We start from the raw sequence: 22248 nt of genomic DNA on the forward strand, positions 1-22248 counted from the left end.
CACTATGATCCGATCTTCCAGAGCTTGAGACGATAATGTCAAATACTTACGCTTGTCTCAACCCTTGGCTCCGGAAGTTCCGCACTCCCCGCTATTCCCGCGACTTGCAGAAGCTCGATGAACCGCTCCGCCGATTTCTCCACGCTGAACTCCGCCGCGCGGGCCTGAAGGATGGCATTATCCGGCGGCTGGTCGAGCGTTGCGGCCATCGCCTCGGCCAACGCAGTCGCATCGCCGACGGCCACCAGCCGCCCAAGCCTGCCGCCTTCGAGGATTTCGCGAGGGCCGTAGGGTGCGTCGGTCGCAACGACAGGCACGCCGCAGGCCATGGCCTCGATCAGCGCATTCCCCAGCCCCTCATGCGACGATGACGACACGAAAAGCGAAGCCTGCGACACGATCGACAATGGGTCGGGATCGTGTCCGGGCAGGCTGACATCAGCCGACAGGCCTTTGGCTTCGATCAAGGCTTCCAGGTTGCCGCGCTCGTCACCTTCTCCGACGATCGTCAACCGCGCGGCACGCGTCTGCCTGAGCTGCGCGAACGCCTCGATCAGCGTCGCGTATCCCTTTTCCGGAGAGAGCCTGCCGACCGAAACAATGAGGCCCGGTTCCGGCGCGCGGCCCAGTTGCTCGATCCTCTGCCGCATCTGCGGGGTCAGCACGGCATTGGTGCCGAGATTGGCGACTTTCGCGGCCGGCACGCCGAAACGGTCGATGAGATCGTTCCGCGCGCCGGCCGTCAGCGTCAGCACGAGATCGGCGCGGGGATAGGCAAGCCGGATCAGCCTGTAGGCCAGCCGGTTCTGCCAATAGGGATCGCCGGTTCGCGCCTGCAGTGGGCTTGCCACCTCGCGCAGGACGATCGACGGGCGCGTTTCACGCGCAAGCCCCCGGGAGGCCAGGACCACCAGCACATTCGCCGCTGCCTCGGAGGACACCAGCGCCTTCGGGCGTCCGGTAACGAGCAGGCGTCTCAATGCGGCGGGGGCAAAGGCAAGGCGCAGCTTGCGGCCATTGCCGAGATCGACGACAGGCACGTCGGCGCGGATAAGGCCGCGCAAGGGACCGGAACTCTGGAGCGTGACGATGGCGCTTGGAAAACCCTGGGCCTGCAATTCGTTTGCCAGGAGAATGGCGTCGCGCTGCGCACCGCCGCCGTCAAAACCGCGGACGAGAAAGCAGATACGCGCTCCGACCGGATCAACAATCCGAGAGCTATTCATAATCATCGCATGCCCTATGATTATTGCGTTTTTTCCTGATAAGGAATGACCTACATCACCTCCGGCAACGATCCGGACTACCCTAGAGGGTTAGCGGTTAATTCTGACCAAATGCATATCATTGGGCGACGAAATTGAGCGATAGACATGCCTCGGTGTATTTGGCCTCGCGCGCGACCTCGGCCATCATCAATCTCCTGTCGGTTTCCATTTTCACCCGCATGACCAGCGCCGAAGTATACGGCCAGTATATCGTCGGGTTTTCCATATGCATGATGGTCTACAGCCTGGGCGTCCAGTGGATCGTATTCGCGCATTTCGGGCGATACGACCCGAAGGAAGCCGATCGGCTCGCCGGTGCCCTGTTGCTGGTCTCGGGGGCCGTCATGTTGCCGGCGGTCGGCGCCATATACCTCTTCTACCTGTTGGGGACGCTGCCTGCCGGCGTTGCGGTCAGCAGCAGCGTGCTGGTGGTTTGCTTTACCCTGTATTTCGTCGCCGTCGAGATCAGCCGCGCCCACCTGCTTGTCCGGCTCGTCGCAATCGCGACCATCGCCCGCGCCGTTTTTTCGCTTTTGTTCGGTTACATCGCCGTCCTCGAATTCGATACGCCCGGCGCATTGCTGGCAGGCGTGGGGCTCGGTTATGCGCTGGGCTCCGTGCCGGTTTTCCGGCATTTCAGCCGCACCATATGGGCATCCGGCTTCGTCTGGCCCAGGGGCAGCGACGTCAGGCGGATGTGGCGCTACGGCTGGCCGCTTGCCATCGCCTTCGGCGCCTCCGCAGCCGCCATGAATATCGACCGGCTGCTCTTGGCAGGCCTCTACAATACCAGCACCGTTGCGCCTTACGGGACCGTCCTCGACCTCATGAAGCAGACTTTCCTGGTCTTGGCTGAGGCGATCAGCGCAGGATATATTTCGAGCGCCAAGAACCTCCATACCGAGGGAAACCGGGCCGAAACACGCAATACCCTCAAGCGCGCCTTCATTACCCAATCCTATATCGTCATTTTCGGCACGGTGTCCTTCATCCTGCTCGGCGACGTCATCTTTGCGGTCCTGCTGGCTCCGAGCTATCTGCCGGTCGTCACGCAGATCATGCCGATCCTGCTCGTCGCCAATGCTTTTCTGGTCATGCGGTCCCACTATTTCGGTCAGGTGATCTATTTCAGCGGGACAACGAACCTGGAACTGGTCGCTTCCGTCGCGATGCTGGCGGTCACCGGCACGCTGAGCTATCTGCTGATCCCCTCATACGCCGCAATGGGCGCCGCCATTGCCTTTACGCTCGGGCAGGCGGCGGCGCTGTTGATCTGCCTTGTCTACGCTTCCGGGAACCTGCGCATGCCTCTCGACCTGCCGCGCGGTGGCCTGCTGCTGGTTCTCGGCATAGCTCTGGCCGCCGTCGGCAAGGGTATCCAGCTCCTGGCGGGAGAACCGGCTGCAAGCGCCATCAATTTCGTCCTGATCGGTATCGTCAGCGCCTATATCGCCCTGCGCTGGAACCTGTTCGATGCCCGCTCCCTGCTTCTGCGCCTTTATCCGCGACGCGGTTAGACGCCGCGAGGTCCCACCGGGATCAGCGGGCGCCGCTCTCGGAATGCAGGAAATTCGTATAGCGCTCCAGCATGAGCTCCCGGCTGTGGTGCTCACGATGCAGCCGCGCGAAATCGTTGCGAACCTGCGCATCCGGATAATTCGCAGCAAGGTTCTTGACCGCATCGGCAAGACTGATCGCATCGCAGACCGGATGAAACCGCGTCATGGCCGCGTTCTCCCGCTCGCTGCCAATGCAAAGCACTTCCCGCAGCACCGGGAGGTCGGACGCGATCACCGGCAACCCGGCCATCGAAGCCTCCACCCCGGCGAGACCGAAAGTTTCCCAGATCGAGGGGAATACATAGATGTTGCCGGCCGTCAGGATGTCGCCGAGCGCATCCCGTTCGATCGAGCCAACCAGATGGACGCGGTCCGCCACACCCAGAACGCCCGCCTTGTTCTCCAGCGCCTCCCGGTTCGGGCCGTCGCCGGCGATGATAAGGTGCATGTCCGGCAACATGCGGAGCGCATCCACCAATACACCGTGATCCTTCTGATCCACCAGCCGACCGGTCGCGACCAGCACGAGAGCATCCCGCGGAATGGAAAGACGCTGCCGCCAGTCGACCGCTGCGCGAGCCGGCGGAATGGGATCGACGCCGTGCGGGATCAGAATGAACCGCCGCCGATAGGCCGCGGGCCATTTGCCGAACGAAGCGCTGGTCGAGACGGAATTCGATACGAAATGGGTGAAGATACCCGTCGAGCCGAAGAGCCAGTCAAGCGCCTTCCAATGCCGGCGAATACCCTCCGGCGCCGCGGTGTGATGGGCGGCGCGCACGGGCACCCGGCCCAGAAAGCCGAGAAAGCCGCCGAAGACGGAGGCCGCCGCCTGATAGGTGAATATCGCGTCGTATTTCCGGGAAACGATGGCCCATCCGAGGCGCGCAAGATTGCGAAACGTGGGCACCATTCCATGACCGGTGTCGAGAGGCAGGGTCTGTACCTCGAAACCGCGGGCGTGCAAGCCGGCCTCCACCATCTGCACGAGAGTACGCACGCCACCCATCTTGTCATGGGTTACGAGTTGGAGAACCCGCGTCCCCGAAGGAATTGGCGTATCGGCAACCTTTGGAAAAGCAGAGCTGAATTCGTGCCTCATGTCCCGGACCCTAGGGCTGAAATCTTAAAATCTGTGCAGTGAGATCATTCAGATTTCTCCTATCCGATTTTTCGCCGATCAGAAACTCTCCGGCGCGGTTCCAGCTTTTGCGTGAAAGACAATAACCAGGAGGCAGACATCATGGCCAAAGCCGGTTCAAAACGGATGGGCGCGATCCTTCCCGAGAACAAAGTGCTGTCAAACCGCGACAAGGCACAGCATTCGGGGGAACCCGGACCGGAGAGCAAAATGATACAGATCGAGCAGTTTCACGATCGCGAGGCGAACCATCTTAACGACTGAAAAAGCACTTACATTCACGACTGCTTGAGAAGGGATCCTGAGCATTGCAGGGGCTGCACCGCCCGGCTTTCCTCCCTTGCAAAGTGGAAGAGAAGTAGTAGTCTTTGGCCATCGTCGGCTGAAGACAGGAGGGCGCCGGCGACTGGAAGACAGGGAGCGCTTTCACAACCATTTGGGAGGCTGAAAAGATGAATGCGTCAGTCCTGACCAACACATTCGAGCCGACGGAACTTGCATTTCTTCAACGCCTGTTCGACGAGATCTGCGCCGAGCGTGGACTTGCCGGCGGCAGCCTCGCCGCAAACAATCTCGCAACACAGCTCATTCAGCTCTATCAGGAGGGCGTGCGCGATCCGCGAGATCTGCACATCCATCTTGACCCGGACTCACGCCTGGAAGCCTGACATCCGTGCCAGCCGCAATCGCAGCGGCTGGGCTCCTCCTCAGCGCTTCGCCGCTTACCTCTTGGCCATCAGGTCTCGTTCGTCACGCATCAGGAATACGCGGGTGATGGCGTCGAGATTGGCTTCCAGCCAATTGGCCATGGCGATCTCCTCGCCAAGAATGCGTTCGAAGACGGCCTTCGCTTCCGTTTCATCCAGTTCGTCGGCCGCTGCAATCAGGACCCGGTAGCTGGCGATTTCCATGTGCTCGAAGGCATAGCTTGCCATAGCTCCCTTGACGACCTCGTCGCTGGTCAACATGCCGCCAACGCCCTGGGCCTTGGCCGCCAGTTTGGCGGCCATGTCCTTGATCGCCGACACTCCGCCGGTTGCCGAAAAATGATCGAGGAGCGTCGCCAGCGCCTGGGCGTGTTCCTCCGTCTCGCGCAGATGCCGTACGATACGGGTCTTGAGATCGGGATAGCTCTCGATCCGCCGGGATTGGGCGGAAAGCGTAGTGATCGCCTGTTCCTCCATGGCATGCGCGGCGCGAAGCCACGCGAGGAAATTATCTCGGGCATGGGTCATTCGCTTCTCCTCGCAAATTGGTTGCCCAAATCAGTTGTTTCAGCAAGACAGCCGGATTCAACCCCTGAAAGCATGCGAAGTTCCTCTTTGCCTTATGCAGGGAACATTGCCGCCGTTTGCGAATTGTCCAGTAGCGAATTAACGAGCCATGAGGCGAAGATCATGTCACGCGAGATGAGGGCAAATTCCATCATCGGAGGGATTGTCGTGGTGCTCATCGTGATGGCTGCCGGCTACTATTTCACCGGCAGGTCCGATAATACGGCACAGGCTCCGGCGCCTCCAGCGGCAAGCGACAGGGCGCAGGCACCGGCTCCGGGCACAGACCCAACCAGCACCGGCTCCACGAACCGCTAGGGTCAAATTGCGCGGAACAATCGCCATGCGGGGCGGTTGTGGGATGAGTAACAGGGAGTTTTCCATGATACCCGATCCTCGCGACCCAAGTGAACGCCCGCCTATGCCGGCGCCCATCTGGAACCCGGAACCGCCGATCAACGAACCGGAACCGGATCGGCTGCCGGACGAGGCACCGTTGCCCAATCCCGACGAGAATCCCAATCCGCCAGTCTATATGCCGCCCGGCAACCTGGCCTCCAATTGAAGAGGTACCGGCGCGAAAGCGACGGTAGATCGATCATGAACATCCATGGCCACACACGTGCAGACCACCGGCAAGTCGAAGGTGATAGCAGCCCGAAACCCACGACGGACGGGTTCTGGAAGCTGCTGGGCGCCGCAGCGCTCATTCTCCTCGGGCTCATTGTCGCAATGGAAGCCTTCGGAGACGGCAACAACGGATTCATCGCACCCAACACCGCTCAACAGACGGTTATCGGATAACGTCCCTTCCACTTCATCCGGCCAATCGAGAATACGACCTTGGAACAAAGGACAAAAGCCGCGCGTTCATCTGCGATTTCATGATGAGGTGGCCAGGTGGACGTAACGACGCAATCGATCCCGAGCCGGGATAAAGGATTCTCATTCGAACCCATCATCCGGCCCGGCCGCAATGCCTGGCGTAGTGCAAAGGCCGAAAGGCTGGCCTTCCTGATCGATGGCGAGGATTATTTTCGCCGGCTCGATCAGGTATTGAGGCAGGCGGAGCGTTCGATCTTCATCATTGGCTGGGATTTCAATCCTGACGTTGTCCTTCGTCCCCGCGACCCCGACCGTGAGACGATCGGTGCACTGCTGCGCAAGATGGTCGAGGAAAAGCCCTCGCTTGAAATCCGCATCCTCGTCTGGGGCATGGGGCCGGTTTATTCCGGCAAGAGCCTCAGGATGTTCGGCAAGATGGATTGGAAAGACCATCCGCGCATCTTCCTGCATTTCGATTTCGAACATCCGTTGCGCGCCAGCCATCATCAGAAAATCGTCGCGATCGACGACCGCACCGCCTTCCTCGGCGGCATCGACCTGACTGCCCGTCGCTGGGACGACCGCAGCCACGCGATCGACAACCCGCTGCGCCAGGCTCCGGACGGAACTCCCTACGGCCCCGTCCACGACATACAGACGATCGTGACCGGCGATACGGCAAAGCTGATCGGCGATGTCGCGCGCCGTCGATGGAAGAAGGCAACCCGCGAGGTCCTGTCGCCGCTCGATACGCCCGGTGAAAACCCCTGGCCGGCAGATCTGCAACCGGCACTGACCGACTGCAACACCGGCCTCGCGCTCACCGAGGCGTGGAAATGGAAGGGCCATCGCGGCCACCGCGAGGCGATACGCCTGACTCACGACGCGCTGAAGGCCGCCAAACGCCATCTCTATATCGAGACGCAGTATCTCGCCTCCTTCGGGGTAGCGCGTACCCTCGCCAAACGGTTGAGAAAAGCCGATGGCCCGGAAATCCTCGTGATCGTCACGCGGGAATCCCATGGCTTCCTGGAAAAGCTGATGATGGGCCACAACCGCAACCGGCTGATCCGTCGCCTGAAGCGTGCAGATCGTTATGGGCGGCTGCGGGTTTTCTTTGCCGTTGTCGCGGATGGCAAGGCCGTTGAACACGAGATCATCGTTCATTCCAAGCTGATCATCGTCGACGACCAGTTCGTGCGGGTCGGCTCTTCCAATCTCAACAACCGCTCCGAAGGGCTGGACACCGAAGCGGACCTTGCGATCGAAACCTCCGACCCGGCCGGCCGCCAGGCGATCACTGCCCTCCGGGACGAGCTGATTGCCGAACATCTCGACGCTCAGCCGACGGAAGTTGCGCAGATTATCGCGGAGACCGGGTCCATGCTGGCGGCCGTCGATCGGCTGAACGTCAAGCCTCGCGGCCTGCGGAGCTACGACGTCGATACGCGGAAAGGCGAAACGGCGTCTCTGGTCGGCACGGGTATCATCGACCCGAAACAGCCCTTCTGGCCGATCCCGGAAATCAAGGCTGGCCTCAGGCGGCTTTTCACCCGCCTGTCACATCACCGTCTGCTCTAGGTACTTGCCGCCCCGATAACGATAATAAGCCTCGGTGACGAGAAACGTCGGCACGCCGACCGCGAGCGGCACGAAAAAATAGAGGACGCGGAAGGCGATCAGTGCTCCGATCGAAGCGGATGTCGGCAGGATTCCGAGCATGGTCGCCTCTAACACGCCGAGACCGCCCGGCACATGGCTGATCAGAGCGGCTATGTTGGCGGTGACATAGGCGCTGGCCACATTCAGGTATCCGGCATCGGTAAAGCTCGCCAGAAGCTGGTGGATCGAGGCGGCGACACAGGCGAAATTCAGCGTGCCGATGACGATCTGGCCGAACGCAAGCTGTATCGCCGGCGGCTCGAAACGCCAGCTGCGGACGACGAGGGGGCGGCGTACGAAGGCGCAGATCAGCAGATAGGCCGCAGGACCGGTCAGGCAAACGAGACCGAGGGCGAGCCGTGCCGTGCGGTCGAGGCCGAGCAGGTCCGCCGCCTCGCCCGGCTGGAGCAGCAGCGCCAGCCCGGCCAGCGTTCCAAGACCGAGGCATACGGTTGCTCCGCAGAAGACGATGACCTTGGCGACATCCTCGCCGGTCAGGCCCCAGCGTGTATAGAAACGGTAGCGCACGGCGCCGCTGCTGAGCGCGGCAAGCCCGACATTATGGCCGATCGACAGCGCCGTGAAGGACGCGAGCGAGGTCTGGCGCAAGGGAAGCGGCTTGCCGGCATATCGCACGGCAAGCGCATCGAAGCCGCCGAGGCAGAGGTAGGAAAGGATGACGAAGAAAAAAGCGGTCGCCAGCCGGAAGGCAACGATCGACCGGACCGATTCCTCGATCTCGTCGAGCGTGTAGCGACCGAGACTGCGATAGACGAGGAAGACTGCCAGGCAGATCGCGGCGCCGATCAGAAGTTTGAACAAATGGCGTCTGGCGGTCATGGTCCCTCTCGTAAACGGCTGTATAACAATGGGAACGAAACCGGGACCAAGGTGTTCCCCGCTCCATGACTGATCAGACATCGCCATCCAGGGCCGAACCCTCCCCGCCCCAGCCCTCGAAGACAAGGCACCGCCTGAAAATCCTGAGCTACAACGTGCATAGCTGCATCGGTACCGATCGCCGGCTCGACCCCGCCCGGGTGGCCGAGGTCATCGCCGCCGTGGAACCGGATATCATCGGATTGCAGGAATTGGATGTCGGCCGCAGCCGCACCGGCGGGATAGACCAGGCGCATGCGATCGCGTCTCTTCTGCAGATGGAGTTCCATTTCCATGCGGCGCTCAACGTCGCCGAAGAGCAGTATGGCGATGCCATCCTAACGGCCCTGCCGGCAAGAATGGTCAAGGGTGCGAGCCTGCCCTCGCATGGCGAACAGCGCGGCGCCCTGTGGGTGGAAATCGAGGTCGGCGAGCACAGGCTGCAGGTCTTCAACACCCATCTCGGCCTGCTGGGCGGCGATCGGATGCGCCAGATCGGCGAGATCCTCGGCGGATCATGGATGGGCGCACCGGATTGTCAGGGCAAGCCGAAAATCCTGATCGGCGATTTTAACGCCATTCCGCTCACCGCAACCTACAAGGCCGTCGCGCGTCAGCTGGCGGATGCGCCGCTCCTGAGCGGGGTGAAGCCCCGAGCCACCTTTCCGTCCCGTCTGCCGCTTCTGAGGATCGACCATGTGTTCGTTTCCAGCGAAGTCACCCCGATCGCGACGCAGGTCGTATCGACCCCGCTTTCCCGCAAAGCCTCCGACCACTTGCCGCTTCTGGTAACGGTCGAACTCTGATCCTCAATGGCTCAGCGTCCGGCTGAGCCGGTGAGCCTCCTTCAAAAGGCGCACCACGTCCTGGTCGGTCGTCTCCCTGAAGTCGCCGTAGTGCAGGCTGACCGCTTCCAAGCGTTCCGGAGCCGACAGGCAGACGATGTCGTCCACCTCTTCCTGCAGGGATTCCAGCAATTGACGCGGCGCGACCGGCACCGCGATCCGGATCGACGCAACCCCCATATCTTTCAGCGCATGAATGCCTGCGCGGATCGAAACGCCGTTTGCGATACCATCATCGACCAGAATGACATCCCGGCCCGTGTAATCATGCTCGCTCGGCTCGTCCTCGCCGAAATACATTCGGTGGCGACGTTCGATTTCGGCAAGCTGGTGGTCACGCTCGGCCGCAAGATAGCCGGGGGGCACATGGAAGCGGCGGGCGGCATCCTCGTCGACGATCACATGCGGCTCCCTCCCGTCGACGACAGCGCCGATGCCATATTCGGGATGACCGGGCGCGCCGATCTTGCGGACGATGAGGAGGTCGAGGGGGAGGCCGAGCCGTTGGGCGACCTCGAAGGCCACCGGCACGCCGCCACGCGGCAACGCCATCAGGATCGGATTGGGCGGCATGTCCGCCTGCATGGCTTCCGCCAATTGCCTTCCGGCATCCTGGCGATCGACAAAGGTTGGGCTTAGACCGAACATAGCATCCTCCCAGGATGGTGCGATGGCGTCTGCCACCGCACTTGGTTCTCTTATGCCAGCCCGACTGCATGATATCACCAGCCGGACGTCCGACAACCGTGAGGATAGGGGTTCGGTTCCGTGTCCCACCGCTTTGCTCATGATGCGGCTCCCCTTTCCGTATCTGCGTGTCGAATAGGGAACCCTCCGAAGGTTCCGCGCCAAAGCAGACGATAGGTGGAACAAAACTCACGGTCATGGGTTCAAGGCGGGTCGGTCGCTTGACCTCCACTCGGCCGGCATTGTCATTAATACCCTCCCCGACTAGCGCTTCCCCTCACCGGGAAGCGCTTTTTCCTTTGCAGCCGCGAACGACGCAGGCCCGCGGCATCGCGGCGCGCGGCATTCGCGCGTATTGATCTCTTGACGCCCCGCACCGATTGTCATCCGATGAGATGGGTGGCTTTTGGCCGCTGCCAGAAAAGGGATAACGCCATGTTCGAGGCCTTCGACGCAACGCTTCTGGCGCGCATGCAGTTCGCCTTCACGGTTTCGTTCCACATTATTTTCCCCGCGTTTTCGATCGGGCTGGCGAGTTATCTCGCCGTGCTGGAAGGCCTTTGGCTGTGGAAGAAAAAGGTCGTCTACCTGGAACTGTTCGACTTCTGGAAGACGATTTTTGCGCTCGCCTTCGGCATGGGCGTCGTCTCCGGCATCGTCATGTCCTACCAGTTCGGCACCAACTGGAGCGTATTCTCAGACAAGGTCGGCCCGATCATCGGTCCGCTGATGGGTTACGAAGTGCTTTCGGCCTTCTTCCTGGAGGCGGGTTTCCTCGGCATCATGCTGTTCGGCCGCAACCGCGTCGGCCCCGGCCTGCATTTCTTCGCGACCCTGATGGTCGCGGTCGGCACGCTGATCTCGGCGACCTGGATCCTCTCCGCCAACTCCTGGATGCAGACGCCGCAGGGTTTCGCGATGAACGACAAGGGTCAGTTCATCCCGGCCGACTGGTGGGCCGTCATCTTCAACCCGTCCTTTCCCTACCGCCTCGTGCACATGGTGCTTGCCGCCTACCTGACCACCGCGCTCGTGGTCGGCGCCGTCGGCGGCCTGCATCTTCTGCGCCGCACCGCCCCCTTGCGGGCCGGCACCATGTTCTCGATGGCGATGTGGATGCTGACGATCGTCGCCCCGATCCAGATTTTTGCCGGCGACCAGCACGGACTCAACACGCTGGAACACCAGCCGGTCAAGGTCATGGCGATGGAAGGCCATTACCAGAGCCATCCGGACGGCGCGCCTTTGATCCTGTTCGGCATTCCCAATCACTCGGAACAGCGGATCGACTACGCGATCGAAATCCCCAGGCTTTCGAGCCTGATCCTCAAGCACAGCCTCGACGCGCCGCTCTCCGGCCTCGACACCGTGCCGCGCGAATTGCAGCCGCCGGTTCCGGTCGTGTTCTGGTCGTTCCGCATCATGGTCGGCCTCGGCTTCGCCATGCTGGGCCTTGGCCTCTGGAGCCTGTACTGTCGATGGCAGGGCAGACTTTACACGACCGAATGGCTCCACCGCGCGGCGATGGTGATGGGGCCGGCGGGATTCGTCGCCGTGCTCGCCGGCTGGGTCACGACCGAGGTCGGCCGCCAGCCCTATACCGTCTACGGCCACCTGCTGACCGCCGACTCCGTCTCGCCGATCGCGGCCGCCGCCGTGGGTTCGTCACTGGTCGCCTTCATCATCGTCTATTTCCTCGTCTTCGGCGCCGGCACCTTCTATATCCTGCGGCTGATGTCCCGCCTGCCGCGCGACCCCAGCGACGAACTCGGCGAAGGCCCGATCCGAACCGCCGGCATCACGCCGGCTCCGCATGTCGCAACGCTCCCTGCAGGAGGCCGTCATGGTCATTGACCTTCCCTTCATCTGGGCGGCCGTTATCGCCTTTGCGGTGCTTGCCTATGTCATCCTCGACGGCTTCGACCTCGGCGTCGGGATTCTCTTTCCGCTGTTTCCGGAAAAACGCCACCGCGACGTGATGATGAACAGCGTCGCACCGGTCTGGGACGGCAACGAAACCTGGCTGGTGCTCGGCGGCGGCGGATTGATGGCGGTCTTTCCGCTCGCCTATGCCACCATCCTGCCCGCGCTCTACGCGCCGATCATCGCCATGCTGCTCGGGCTGATCTTTCGCGGCGTCGCCTTCGAATATCGCTGGCGCACCGGCCGGGCGCAATATCTCTGGAACTGGGCCTTTGCCGGCGGCTCGTTCATGGCGGCGCTGGCGCAAGGCATCGCGCTCGGCGCACTCGTGCAGGGCATCCCGGTCGCAAACCGCGCCTATTCCGGCGGCTGGTGGGACTGGCTGACGCCGTTTTCGATCGCCACCGGCCTTGCCGTCGTCATCGGTTACGCGCTGCTCGGCTCTACCTGGCTGGTAATGAAGACATCCGGCGACCTGCGCGACAAGGCCCGCAGCCTCTCCTATCTCGCCGCCCTCGCGACGCTCGCCGCCATGGCCGTCTTCAGCCTCTGGACGCCATTCCTCGAACCGCTCTACCTGAAACGCTGGTTCTCCTGGCCGACCGCGATCTTCAGCGTCATCGTGCCCCTGCTGGTCCTCGGCTGCTTCTGGCTGCTGCTCACCGGCCTCAGGAACAACCGCGACAGCCGGCCGTTCCTGGCAGCCCTCGGCCTTTTCGTGCTCGGTTACGCCGGCATCGGCATCAGCTTCTACCCCTATATCGTGCCCACATCCGTGACGATCTGGGATGCCGCAGCACCCGACGAAAGCCTCGGCTTCCTGCTGGTCGGGGCGCTGATCCTGGTGCCGCTGATCCTCGCCTATACGAGCTATGCCTACTGGGTGTTCCGCGGCAAGGTCGATCCGCATGAAGGCTATCACTGATGGCGGGCGGCGAAACCTTCAAGCGGCTCGCCTGGTTCGTCGGCCTGTGGGTGGCGGGCGTCGCCACTGTCGGCACCGTCGGGCTGATCATCAAATTCTGGCTCGGCGCCTAGCGCCGCGTCAGCGCCACAACGTAGCGCGCCGCTTCCCTGCCCGGATTGAAGAAGACGCAGTCGGCCGGCGGACCGAGCAGAAGGCAATCGCCTTCGGCGAGATGGTGCATCACCGGCCCCTCCTGGAAGTCGAGCCGGCCCGAAAGCAACCAGATCTGCTGGTGCTGGAAGGCGAAGGCGGATGCCGGATAGGGCACGCGCACGCCCGGGGGCAGCGAGACGTCCAGAAGCTCCAGGAGTGAATTCGGCGGAGAGACCGCGCGGCGCGTATAACCTGTTTCCGGATCGGTCCAGACCGGCTGTTCCGCCTGCAGCGCGACCCGTTCCTGCGCCCGCTCCGCAAGCGCCAGCAGCACCGAGAGCGGCAGGCCGAAGGCGCCCGAGAGCCGGCCGAGCACGGTCGCCGTCGGGCTCGCCTCGCTGCGCTCGATCTTGCTGATCATCGCCTTGGAGACGCCCGAGCGCTCCGCAAGCTCGGCCAGCGACCAGCCGCGCGCCTCGCGCTCGATCTTCAGTCTAACCGCGATCGCCTGGACCGGGTCGTTTTCCGTCTGCTGCAAGCGGCTTGCCTTTCGTTGATCGTCTTCTATAGTAGACAAAAACATCCTATAAGAGACATAGCTCGTTCGCAACAAGGAATTCAGGGGAAGATCGTGACGCGCGAAATCCGTTTCAACGCCTTCGACATGAACTGCGTCGGCCATATCCAGCAGGGACTGTGGGCGCATCCCCGCGACCAGTCGCACCGTTATGCCCAGCTCCGCTACTGGACGGACTATGCGAAGAGGCTGGAGGCGGGCCTGTTCGACGGCATCTTCCTGGCCGACGTGCTCGGCGTCAACGACGTCTTCGGCGGCAGCGACGCGGCGGCGCTGAGAGGGGCGGTGCAGGTGCCGGTCAACGATCCGCTGCTGCTGGTGCCGGCCATGGCCGCGGTCACCGAACACCTCTCCTTCGGCGTCACCGCCAACTTGACCCATGAGCCGCCGTTCGTCTTCGCCCGCCGCATGTCCACACTCGATCACCTGACGGGCGGACGGATCGGCTGGAACATCGTCACCGGTTACCTCGACAGCACCGCCAAGGCGATTGGGCTGGAGGGTGTCGCGGCCCATGACGACCGCTACGACCTCGCCGACGAATATATGGAGGTCATGTACCGGCTGTGGGAGGGAAGCTGGGAAGACGACGCCGTCGTCTTCGACCAGGCGAACCATGTCTATGCCGACCCGGCCAAGGTCCACAAGGTCCGTCATCGCGGCAAGCAATACGGCATCGAGGCCATCCATCTCTGCGAACCCTCGCCGCAGCGCACGCCGGTCCTCTACCAGGCGGGTTCCTCGACCCGTGGCCGGCAGTTCGCCGCCACCCATGCCGAATGCGTCTTCGTCAACGGCCAGAAGACCGAAGGCGTCAAGGGCATTGTCGACGACATCAGGGCCCGCGCGGTCGAATACGGCCGCGACGCCGACGACGTCAAAGTCTTCGTCGGCGCCACCATCGTCACCGCCCGCACCGAAAAGGAGGCGCGCGAAAAATTCGAGGATTATCGTGCCTATGCGAGTTCCGAAGGCGCGCTCGTGCATGCGGCCGGATCGCTCGGCATCGATTTTGCGAAATACGATCTCGACGAGCCGATCGAGACCGGCAAGAGTTCGGCGATCGTCTCGAATGTCGAGGCGATGACCCGCATGGCGGGGCCGCAATGGACGAAGCGCAAGCTGCTAGAACAGATGGTGCTCGGCAGCCGCCAGGCGCCGATGATCGGCTCCGCCGAACAGATCGCCGACAGTCTCGTAGCCTGGATGGATGAGGCCGGCGTCGATGGCTTCAACCTGTCGCGCACCGTCGTGCCGGAGTGTTTTGACGATATCATCGAACTGGTGATCCCGATCCTGCAGGAACGCGGGCTCTACAAAACGGGATATCGCGAGGGTGCGTTCCGCGAAAAGCTGTTCGGCACGCCGCGGCTGCCGGGGCGGCATATTGGAGCGAGGTATCGGGCTGCGGGGTGAGTTTTGGGAAGGGTTGCTTTCTGCGGCACCCCCTCTGCCCTGCCGGGCATCTCCCCAAACTCAGTTCCCGTCATCCTCGGGCTTGACCCGAGGATCCACTTTTAGTGCAGGAAGCGTCGATCCGGTCCGAGTACAGTTCCGAGGCCTGGATCCTCGGGTCAAGCCCGAGGATGACGGCGAGAGGGCGGCGGATGACGGAGGGCCTAGGATGACGGTGGGTATGAGAGCTGCTGGCCGATCTCCCCTCGTGAGGGGGAGATGCCCGGCAGGACAGAGAGTGTACCGCAGAGTACAAGCATAAAACGAAATACATCTAATGAGCAGGACGAGATCATGGCGACAACCCCGGAGACCCCAGCTACAGGCCGCTGGTCGATGCTGGCGCTGCTATGCCTTGCCGTCGTGCTCTCCTTCTCCTGCTGGTTCTCGGCCAATGCCATCGCGCCGGAGCTGAAGCGCGCCTGGGCCTTGTCGGAAAGCGCCGCCGCATGGCTGACCAATGGTGTACAGATCGGCTTCGTGATCGGCGCGCTGGCGGCAAGCCTGTTCAACCTGCCGGACCTCATCCGCATGAACCGGCTGATGGCGGCCTCCGCCCTGCTCGCCGCGCTCTCCAATGCCGCCTTGGCCCTGGAACCCGGCCCGGCCGGCGCCATTCTCTGTCGCATGATCACCGGTTTTGCGCTCGCCGGCGTCTATCCGCCGGCGCTGAAACTCGTCTCCACCTGGTTCATCTCCGGTCGCGGCCTGGCACTCGCCGGCGTCATCGGCGCGATCACCGCCGGATCGTCGCTGCCGCACCTCTTCCGTGGCATGTCGTCGGCCGTCGATTGGCGCTATATCGTGCTGTTTTCGAGCGGTGCGACGCTGGCCGGCGCCGTTGTTTTCCTACTCTTCACCCGTGAGGGCCCGTACCCGTTCGGAAAGGCGCTGTTCGATCCGCGCCAGATCGGCCGGGTGCTGAAAGACCGCAACCTGCTGCTCGTCAACGGCGGCTATCTCGGCCACATGTGGGAACTCTACGCCATGTGGGCCTGGCTGCTCGCCTATCTGACCGCAGCTCTACACAAGGGCGGCAGCGGGATCAGCGGCGAGGCCTCGCTGCTCACCTTCATCGCGGTCGCCTCAGGCGTGTTCGGCTGTTTCGCCGGCGGCGTGCTCTCGGACCGTTTCGGCCGCACCGCCACCACCGCCGGTATGATGATCGTCTCCGGCCTCTGCGCGCTGACGATCGGCTTCGTCTTCGACGGACCGTTCTGGCTGCTGTCGCTTGTCGTGATCGTCTGGGGGATTTCGATCATCGGCGACTCGGCGCAGTTCTCCGCCGCCGTCACCGAGCTTGCCGACCGCAACTACATCGGCACCGCGCTGTCGCTGCAGATGGGCATGGGTTTTGCGCTGACCATTTTCATGATCTGGCTGATGCCGCATCTGGCCGAACTGCTCGGCGGCTGGCGCTGGACATTCGTGCTCCTGGCGGTCGGGCCGATCTTCGGCGCCGCCTCCATGCTGATCCTGCGCGGCCGGCCGGACGCCACCGGGCTCGCCGGCGGAAGGCGCTGATCGGGCGACCAGGCGAAGACGAAGGAATTCGCTTGCGCGAATTATTCGAGCGTATAATAAGCCTTGACGCAGTGACAAGAACGGCCTGCCCGTTCCGCAGGAGATGACCCCGTGAACCGCCGCACCTACCATAGGGCAAGCGAGGCCGAGCGGCGCGAGGACCTGATCGCCGCGACGCTCGACTGCATCGCCGAATCCGGTATCCAGGGCGCGACGGTCCGCCAGATCGCCACGCGCGCCGGCGTCACCGGCGGGCTGATCCGTCACTATTTCGCCGGCAAGGACCAGATGCTGCAGGCCGCCTACCGCAAGGTGATGGCCGGCATGACCGAGACGGCGGTTGCCGCCGCGATCGAGGGCGGGACGGCCCGCTCGCGCCTGCGCCGCTTCATCGTCGCCAATGTGACGCCGCCGGTCACCGATCCGCGCACACTGTCGCTCTGGGCGGCCTTCATCAGCCATATCCAGATCGACCCGAGCTTCGCCGCCATCCATCGGGAGAACTACCTGTCTTTCCTGGAGGCGCTGGAAACCCTGCTGTCCGCCTTCTTCGTCGAGGAGAAGCGAGCGCTGAGCCCTGCCCAATGCCGCACCTATGCGATAGGGGTCAACGCGCTGGTCGACGGCCTCTGGCTGGAGGGTACGCTTGCAGCCGATACGTTTGCGGAACACGAACTCGCAGAAAATGCCCTGATCTCGGTGGAGGCGCTGCTGCGCCTGCAACCCGGCGAGCTTACGGCCGAGCAACGATAAAAGGAAACACCGATGCGTTACGCCTCGATCACCGACCGCCTCGCCCATCTCGGTTCCGGCCGCTGGGCGCTCCACCTGACCGCCCGCCGCATGCAGGCATCGGGCGAGGACGTCATCGAACTCACCATCGGCGAGCCGGATGTGAAGCCCGACAGGGCCCTGCTCGACGAGGCGGCGCGCGCCATGTATGCCGGCCGCACCCGTTACTCCAACGGCCGCGGCGAGCCGCCGGTGCTGAAGGCACTGGTCGAGAAATATTCGAAGCGCAGGCCAGGTGTCACCGAGCGCAATTTCCTCTGTTTCCCCGGCACCCAGACCGCGCTCTACGGCGTCATGACCGGTCTCGTCGAGGCCGGCGACGGGGTTCTGGTCGGCGATCCGCTCTACGCGACCTATGAAGGCGTCATCGCCTCGACCGGCGCGCACATGATCCCCGTACCGCTGCGCCCCGAGAAGAAATTCCACCTGCAGGCCGAGGATCTCGAACGGGCGATCACGCCGGAGGCTCGCGTGCTCCTCCTCAACACGCCGCACAACCCGACCGGCGCGGTACTGACCGCCGCGGAAATCGCCGCCATCGGCGAGGTCTGCCGCAAGCACGACCTCTGGATTGTCTCGGACGAAGTCTATGAGCAGTTGATCTTCGAAGGCACGTCCTTCGCCTCGCCCTTCGACATCCCCGCGCTTTCCGAACGCACCATCGTCGTGTCGTCGATCTCGAAATCTCACGCTGCCCCCGGCTTCCGCAGCGGCTGGGCCGCCGGCCCGGAAGAGTTCTGCGAAAAGCTGCTGCCGGTGTCCGAAACCATGCTGTTCGGCGTCCAGCCCTTCATCTCCGACATGACCGCCATGGCGCTGTCGCAGCATTTCGACACCGCCGATGTGATGCGGGAGAACTATCGCCGCCGTGCCAAGATCGTCGAAAAAGCCTTTGCCGGCAGCAACCTCGTCAAGCCGATGCCGCCGGAAGGCGGCATGTTCATCCTGCTCGACGTGACCGCCACCGGCCTCAACGGCGAGGAATTCGCCTGGGAACTGCTGCGCGAGGAAAAGGTCGCCGTCATGCCCGGCACCTCCTTCGGCGACCAGGCGGCCGGCTTCCTGCGCATTTCCCTGACCATGCCGGAAGATGTGATCGCCACCGCTATGGAGCGCATCGCCAGTCTTGCGAGCCGCATCGCGTCTACCAGCAAGGACCGCGCGACGACCCCGATGGCGTAAGGGATTAACGGTCGTTTTCTCCCGGCAAGCGATGGTCCGACCATGCCGGACTTGCCGGGCGTTGGCGATTGATCTCCGGCGGCGGGACAGGCTATGCTCGTTCCCGGCCGATTTGAAAGCTGCACATCGAAGGAGCGCAACATGCCCCACGTTGTCGTAAAAATGATCGAGGGACGCTCCGAGGAGCAGAAGCAGGCGTTGACGGCCGAGGTGACGAAGGCGCTCATCACCGCTCTCGGTTCGGCAGACAGCTCGATTTCCGTCGCGATCCAGGACGTCCCGAAAGACGACTGGACGGACAAGGTCTATGTGCCCGACATTCAGGGCCAGCCGGACCTCATCTACAAGATGCCCGGTTACGATCCCTTCAAGTGATCTTCGATCCGCCTCGACGGTTCTCGATTTCCTCCTCAGCCGGTGGCTCCCAGCCGAACACGCTGCGGCCGCCCCATTCGTGCGACTGGCGGAACTCGCCCGCGACGATCTCCTTCAAGTCCGGCCCGGTCACATACCGTTCCATCTGCCGGGCCTGGTCGTCGAGCCGCTTCAAGGCCTCGAATTCCTCGGTACGGCCGAGCCGGGCCTTGCCGACGGCCGACTTCATCACCTTGATCGTTTCGTCATAGACTTTCAGCGGCACCGGAAAGGGATGCCGATCCTTGCCGCCATGGGCGAGCGAGAAGCGCGCCGGATCGGAAAAACGGCAGGGCGCGCCGTGCACCACTTCGGCGACCATCGCAAGCGCCTTGACCGTCCGCGCTCCAACGCCCGGCATCAGCAGCAGGTTCTCGAAATCCTCCGGGCCGCGATCGGCGGCGGCCGCCAGCGTGCCATGCAGGCGCTTCATGTTGACGTCTTCTTCGCGCACGTCGTGATGCGCCGGCATAATCAGGTGCGGTAGCATCGGCTGCGCCGTTTCCTTCGTCTTGCGCGCCGGCTCTATGGCGATCACTTCACGGACGATCCGGTCCGGCCCGAGTGTCGCGAGCAGGTCGAGCTGGCCTTTCCTTGAGGCTTCCGCGCGGTGGTCGGCAAGGTTGACGATCTCGCCCTGCTGCCTGCCTTCGATCGCCGCATGCGGGGAATCGACGAAGCTTTTCAGCCCCTCGGAAATCCAGTGGTAACGCCGCGCCTGCCGCTTGTCGCCGTTCATGCCCTGCTGCACCACCACCCATTTGCCGTCGTCGGTGACGATGAAGCCGTGCAGGTAGAGGTCGAAACCGTCCTGCACCGCGGCGCTGTCCACCTTGGCGACCAGCCGGCTGGTCGTCGCAAGGCCGCTGCCGTCTATGCCGACGCGGTTGCCGATCGCGATCAGTTCGTCCGGCGTCTGCCTCGAATTTTTTCCGCGGCCGCCGCAGACATGGATGCCGAGTTCGCCGGCCATCGGCGTCAGCCCGCGCTTGAGCGCGCCGAGAACGCTGGTGGTGATGCCGGACGAATGCCAGTCCATGCCCATCACGCAGCCAAACGACTGGAACCAGAAGGGATGCGCCAGCCGCCTCAAGAGCTCGTCGCGACCGTATTCGATGACGATCGCTTCGGTGATCACGGCACCGAGCTTGGTCATGCGCTCGCCAAGCCACCGGGGAACCCGGCCGCCGTGAAGCGGAAGATCGGCGCTGCCTGCCCTTTGAACCATCACCCGCTTATATACGGGCGCCGACGGTCACGATAGGGAAAAGTTCTGCAAACGTTCCTGCAGCAGCCCGATCGTCGCCACGTCCGCATTGGCGAATGCGAAGCGCAGGTAGTCCTGCTGATGTTCCCCGAAATAAGCACCGGGAATGCAGATGATGCCGGCTTGCCTCGCCAGCTTTTCCGCCACCTCCGCCGAACTCCTGCCCGGGAAGGGATGCCGCACGAAGGCGAAATAGGCGCCGATCGCGTCGAGCTTCCAGTCGTTGACGGCGCGCATCACCGCCTTGAGGGCGTCGGCACGGCGGCCGATCTCCTGCCGGTTTTCCTCGCGCCAGTCGGCGAGAAGCGGCAGCGCCTTTGCGACGGCCGCCTGGGCGGCGCGAGGCGCGCAGATCTGCAGATTGTCCATGATCTTGGCGATCTGCTCGATCGCGACCGGACCTGCCGTGATCGCGCCCAGCCGGTGACCGGGAATGCAGAAGGATTTCGAAAAACTGTAGAGGCTGATCAGCGTGTCCTCCCAGCCATCAAGGCCGAAAAGCGCATGCGGCGCCTGACCCGCCACAGGCAGAAAGTCGCGATAGGTCTCGTCGAGGATCAGCCAGATGCCCTTTTCCCGGCAGAGCTTGAAGATCGCTTCGAGCAGCGACGGCGGGTAGATCGCCCCGGTCGGATTGTTGGGCGAGACCAGCGCCAGCGCCCGCACGTCGCCGGTGATCGCCGCTTCGAGCCCCATGAGGTCTGGCAGGAAACCGTTCGCCGCCTCGCAGGCGACGAAAGCCGTCTTGACGCCCATCATCGCCAGCGTCGTTTCGTGGTTGAAATAGAAGGGCTCGGTCATCAGCACCGTATTGCCGGGCCCGGCCACCGTCATCGCCGCGCAGACGAAGGCCTGGTTGCAGCCCGACGTGATATGGATGTTGTTGAGGCCGATGCCCGCGCCATAAACCTCGGAAACATGCGCCGCATAGGCGGTCCGCAGTTCCGCCTCGCCCTCGATCGGCCCATAGCCGGTAAACGCTTTCGAGGAACCGGTCTCGCCGAGCAGCCGCAGCATGTCCGGATGGGCCGGATAACCGGGCACGGCCTGAGAGAGGTCGATCAGCGGACCTCTGGATCCGTCATAGGCGCGACCCCAGGCGGCAACGGAGGGGACGGGTGGCGGGCTGAGCTTTTCGATAAGAGGATTGAAGGCAGGCATGATTTTCCGAGAACAGGATTTTCCGAGAGGGGCAATTGATTGCCTTTCTTGTTTATCAGATTATCGGGCGACGCAAGGAGAACCGGATATGGCCGACGAGATTGAGCCCGAGGATTCGAAGCTCACCATCACCAAACGGAAATGGGCGGAGCAGGGCAAGTTCCTCACCGGCCGGATCACAAGGCCGGAAACCGACCGCCTGCCGCCCGGCCAGCATCTGGTCAAGAACTGGCCGGTGCTCGATCTCGGCCAGCAGCCGCAGGTCTCGACCGAGCGCTGGAAACTCGACGTGCGCGGCCTCGTCAACAACCGCCGAACGCTGGACTGGGCGGCCTTCCAGGCCCTGCCGCAGACCGAGATGCGCTCCGACATCCATTGCGTCACCACCTGGTCGCGCTACGACAACAACTGGAAAGGCGTCTCGACTCACGACTTCCTCGATCTCGTCGATCCGCAGGAAGAGGCGGTCGCCGTCATGCTGACGAGCTACGACGGCTATACCACCAACCTGCTGCTTTCCGATTTCGCCTCGCCGGATGCGATCATCGTCACGGAGTGGGAAGGCAAGCCGCTGAGCGAGGAACATGGCGGGCCGGTGCGGCTGGTGGTGCCGCACCTCTATTTCTGGAAGAGCGCCAAATGGCTGAACCGGATCGAGTTCCTCGACCGGGACCAGGCCGGCTTCTGGGAGAAGAACGGCTACCACCTGCGCGGCGACCCCTGGTCCGAGCAGCGCTATTCGGACGACTGAGG

The 22248-nt window shown here is 63.1% G+C and carries 24 protein-coding genes; 16 read left to right on the plus strand and 8 right to left on the minus strand.

The genetic code is table 11. From position 1 onward, the window contains the following. Positions 1 to 38: 38 nt before the first annotated feature. Complete coding sequence (locus tag ACSQ8R_RS15665) at positions 39 to 1226, minus strand: glycosyltransferase (protein ID WP_436254227.1); 1188 nt, start codon at positions 1224 to 1226, stop codon at positions 39 to 41. A 134-nt stretch (positions 1227 to 1360) separates the two neighbouring features. Between ACSQ8R_RS15665 and ACSQ8R_RS15670 the strand changes: the two genes are divergently transcribed. Next, entirely contained in the window at positions 1361 to 2785 is a 1425-nt protein-coding gene (locus tag ACSQ8R_RS15670) for a lipopolysaccharide biosynthesis protein (protein ID WP_436254228.1), read from the plus strand. A 22-nt stretch (positions 2786 to 2807) separates the two neighbouring features. On the opposite strand, the gene ACSQ8R_RS15675 is transcribed toward ACSQ8R_RS15670, so the two are convergent. Further along, positions 2808 to 3827, minus strand: a complete 1020-nt coding sequence (locus ACSQ8R_RS15675) for a glycosyltransferase family 4 protein (RefSeq protein ID WP_436254229.1) — start codon at positions 3825 to 3827, stop codon at positions 2808 to 2810. Positions 3828 to 4070: 243 nt separating this feature from the next. Between ACSQ8R_RS15675 and ACSQ8R_RS15680 the strand changes: the two genes are divergently transcribed. Beyond that, positions 4071 to 4232, plus strand: coding sequence for a hypothetical protein (locus ACSQ8R_RS15680; protein ID WP_436254230.1), 162 nt, complete (start codon positions 4071 to 4073; stop codon positions 4230 to 4232). Positions 4233 to 4420: 188 nt separating this feature from the next. Then, the gene (locus ACSQ8R_RS15685; RefSeq protein WP_436254231.1) at positions 4421 to 4636 is read left to right on the plus strand and encodes a hypothetical protein; all 216 of its coding nucleotides are present in this window, start codon (positions 4421 to 4423) and stop codon (positions 4634 to 4636) included. 54 nt (positions 4637 to 4690) lie between these two features. Here ACSQ8R_RS15685 and ACSQ8R_RS15690 read toward each other — a convergent pair whose 3' ends face one another. Beyond that, the gene (locus tag ACSQ8R_RS15690) at positions 4691 to 5203 is read right to left on the minus strand and encodes a ferritin-like domain-containing protein (protein WP_436254232.1); all 513 of its coding nucleotides are present in this window, start codon (positions 5201 to 5203) and stop codon (positions 4691 to 4693) included. Between the two features lie 162 nt (positions 5204 to 5365). On the opposite strand from ACSQ8R_RS15690, the gene ACSQ8R_RS15695 reads away from it, so the two are divergent. The 4 genes from ACSQ8R_RS15695 to ACSQ8R_RS15710 all read left to right on the plus strand — a co-directional run bounded on the left by ACSQ8R_RS15695 (position 5366) and on the right by ACSQ8R_RS15710 (position 7648). Beyond that, positions 5366 to 5560, plus strand: coding sequence for a hypothetical protein (locus ACSQ8R_RS15695; protein WP_436254233.1), 195 nt, complete (start codon positions 5366 to 5368; stop codon positions 5558 to 5560). A gap of 64 nt (positions 5561 to 5624) precedes the next feature. Next, on the plus strand, positions 5625 to 5807 hold the full coding sequence (locus ACSQ8R_RS15700) for a hypothetical protein (RefSeq protein WP_436254234.1): 183 nt from the start codon (positions 5625 to 5627) through the stop codon (positions 5805 to 5807). Between the two features lie 35 nt (positions 5808 to 5842). After that, positions 5843 to 6046 (plus strand): hypothetical protein, encoded by a 204-nt coding sequence (locus tag ACSQ8R_RS15705; RefSeq protein WP_436254235.1) that lies wholly within the window; start codon positions 5843 to 5845, stop codon positions 6044 to 6046. A 96-nt stretch (positions 6047 to 6142) separates the two neighbouring features. Beyond that, positions 6143 to 7648: a phospholipase D-like domain-containing protein gene (locus tag ACSQ8R_RS15710; protein ID WP_436254236.1), complete on the plus strand. Its 1506-nt coding sequence runs from the start codon at positions 6143 to 6145 to the stop codon at positions 7646 to 7648. On the opposite strand, the gene ACSQ8R_RS15715 is transcribed toward ACSQ8R_RS15710, so the two are convergent. Further along, positions 7628 to 8569, minus strand: coding sequence for a UPF0104 family protein (locus ACSQ8R_RS15715; RefSeq protein ID WP_436254237.1), 942 nt, complete (start codon positions 8567 to 8569; stop codon positions 7628 to 7630). The two genes, ACSQ8R_RS15710 and ACSQ8R_RS15715, sit on opposite strands and share 21 nt — an antisense overlap. 65 nt (positions 8570 to 8634) lie before the next feature. Here ACSQ8R_RS15715 and ACSQ8R_RS15720 point away from each other — a divergent pair, with 65 nt between their 5' ends. Then, positions 8635 to 9414 carry an endonuclease/exonuclease/phosphatase family protein gene (locus ACSQ8R_RS15720; protein WP_436254238.1) on the plus strand — a complete coding sequence of 260 codons (780 nt, stop codon included), beginning with the start codon at positions 8635 to 8637 and terminating at the stop codon, positions 9412 to 9414. A gap of 3 nt (positions 9415 to 9417) precedes the next feature. Here ACSQ8R_RS15720 and ACSQ8R_RS15725 read toward each other — a convergent pair whose 3' ends face one another. Further along, positions 9418 to 10101, minus strand: a complete 684-nt coding sequence (locus ACSQ8R_RS15725) for a phosphoribosyltransferase (RefSeq protein ID WP_436254239.1) — start codon at positions 10099 to 10101, stop codon at positions 9418 to 9420. A 474-nt stretch (positions 10102 to 10575) separates the two neighbouring features. On the opposite strand from ACSQ8R_RS15725, the gene ACSQ8R_RS15730 reads away from it, so the two are divergent. Both ACSQ8R_RS15730 and cydB read left to right on the plus strand, forming a co-directional pair. Further along, positions 10576 to 11994 carry a cytochrome ubiquinol oxidase subunit I gene (locus ACSQ8R_RS15730; RefSeq protein WP_436254240.1) on the plus strand — a complete coding sequence of 473 codons (1419 nt, stop codon included), beginning with the start codon at positions 10576 to 10578 and terminating at the stop codon, positions 11992 to 11994. Beyond that, entirely contained in the window at positions 11984 to 12988 is a 1005-nt protein-coding gene (gene cydB, locus ACSQ8R_RS15735) for a cytochrome d ubiquinol oxidase subunit II (protein WP_436254241.1), read from the plus strand. The genes ACSQ8R_RS15730 and cydB overlap by 11 nt, the downstream gene beginning before the upstream one ends. A 109-nt stretch (positions 12989 to 13097) precedes the next feature. Here cydB and ACSQ8R_RS15740 read toward each other — a convergent pair whose 3' ends face one another. Further along, positions 13098 to 13661 carry a helix-turn-helix domain-containing protein gene (locus tag ACSQ8R_RS15740; protein WP_436254242.1) on the minus strand — a complete coding sequence of 188 codons (564 nt, stop codon included), beginning with the start codon at positions 13659 to 13661 and terminating at the stop codon, positions 13098 to 13100. A 93-nt stretch (positions 13662 to 13754) separates the two neighbouring features. On the opposite strand from ACSQ8R_RS15740, the gene ACSQ8R_RS15745 reads away from it, so the two are divergent. From ACSQ8R_RS15745 to ACSQ8R_RS15765, 5 genes are all read left to right on the plus strand, one after another. Then, on the plus strand, positions 13755 to 15116 hold the full coding sequence (locus ACSQ8R_RS15745) for an LLM class flavin-dependent oxidoreductase (RefSeq protein WP_436254243.1): 1362 nt from the start codon (positions 13755 to 13757) through the stop codon (positions 15114 to 15116). Positions 15117 to 15449: 333 nt separating this feature from the next. After that, positions 15450 to 16679 carry an MFS transporter gene (locus ACSQ8R_RS15750; protein WP_436254244.1) on the plus strand — a complete coding sequence of 410 codons (1230 nt, stop codon included), beginning with the start codon at positions 15450 to 15452 and terminating at the stop codon, positions 16677 to 16679. A gap of 111 nt (positions 16680 to 16790) precedes the next feature. Further along, the gene (locus tag ACSQ8R_RS15755; RefSeq protein WP_436254245.1) at positions 16791 to 17432 is read left to right on the plus strand and encodes a TetR family transcriptional regulator C-terminal domain-containing protein; all 642 of its coding nucleotides are present in this window, start codon (positions 16791 to 16793) and stop codon (positions 17430 to 17432) included. Positions 17433 to 17444: 12 nt separating this feature from the next. Further along, a complete protein-coding gene (locus ACSQ8R_RS15760; protein WP_436254246.1) occupies positions 17445 to 18653 on the plus strand; it encodes a pyridoxal phosphate-dependent aminotransferase in 1209 nt (402 codons plus the stop codon). Positions 18654 to 18794: 141 nt separating this feature from the next. Beyond that, positions 18795 to 19028 carry a tautomerase family protein gene (locus ACSQ8R_RS15765; RefSeq protein WP_436254247.1) on the plus strand — a complete coding sequence of 78 codons (234 nt, stop codon included), beginning with the start codon at positions 18795 to 18797 and terminating at the stop codon, positions 19026 to 19028. Here ACSQ8R_RS15765 and ACSQ8R_RS15770 read toward each other — a convergent pair. Then, the gene (locus ACSQ8R_RS15770) at positions 19021 to 20295 is read right to left on the minus strand and encodes a DUF763 domain-containing protein (protein WP_436254248.1); all 1275 of its coding nucleotides are present in this window, start codon (positions 20293 to 20295) and stop codon (positions 19021 to 19023) included. The genes ACSQ8R_RS15765 and ACSQ8R_RS15770 overlap by 8 nt on opposite strands. A gap of 27 nt (positions 20296 to 20322) precedes the next feature. Further along, positions 20323 to 21495, minus strand: a complete 1173-nt coding sequence (locus ACSQ8R_RS15775) for an aminotransferase (RefSeq protein ID WP_436254249.1) — start codon at positions 21493 to 21495, stop codon at positions 20323 to 20325. 88 nt (positions 21496 to 21583) lie between these two features. Here ACSQ8R_RS15775 and ACSQ8R_RS15780 point away from each other — a divergent pair, with 88 nt between their 5' ends. Next, complete coding sequence (locus ACSQ8R_RS15780; protein ID WP_436254250.1) at positions 21584 to 22246, plus strand: sulfite oxidase-like oxidoreductase; 663 nt, start codon at positions 21584 to 21586, stop codon at positions 22244 to 22246. Positions 22247 to 22248 lie beyond the last annotated feature (2 nt).

This window comes from Neorhizobium sp. LjRoot104 (genome assembly GCF_964253725.1).
Taxonomy (GTDB): Bacteria; Pseudomonadota; Alphaproteobacteria; order Rhizobiales; family Rhizobiaceae; genus Neorhizobium.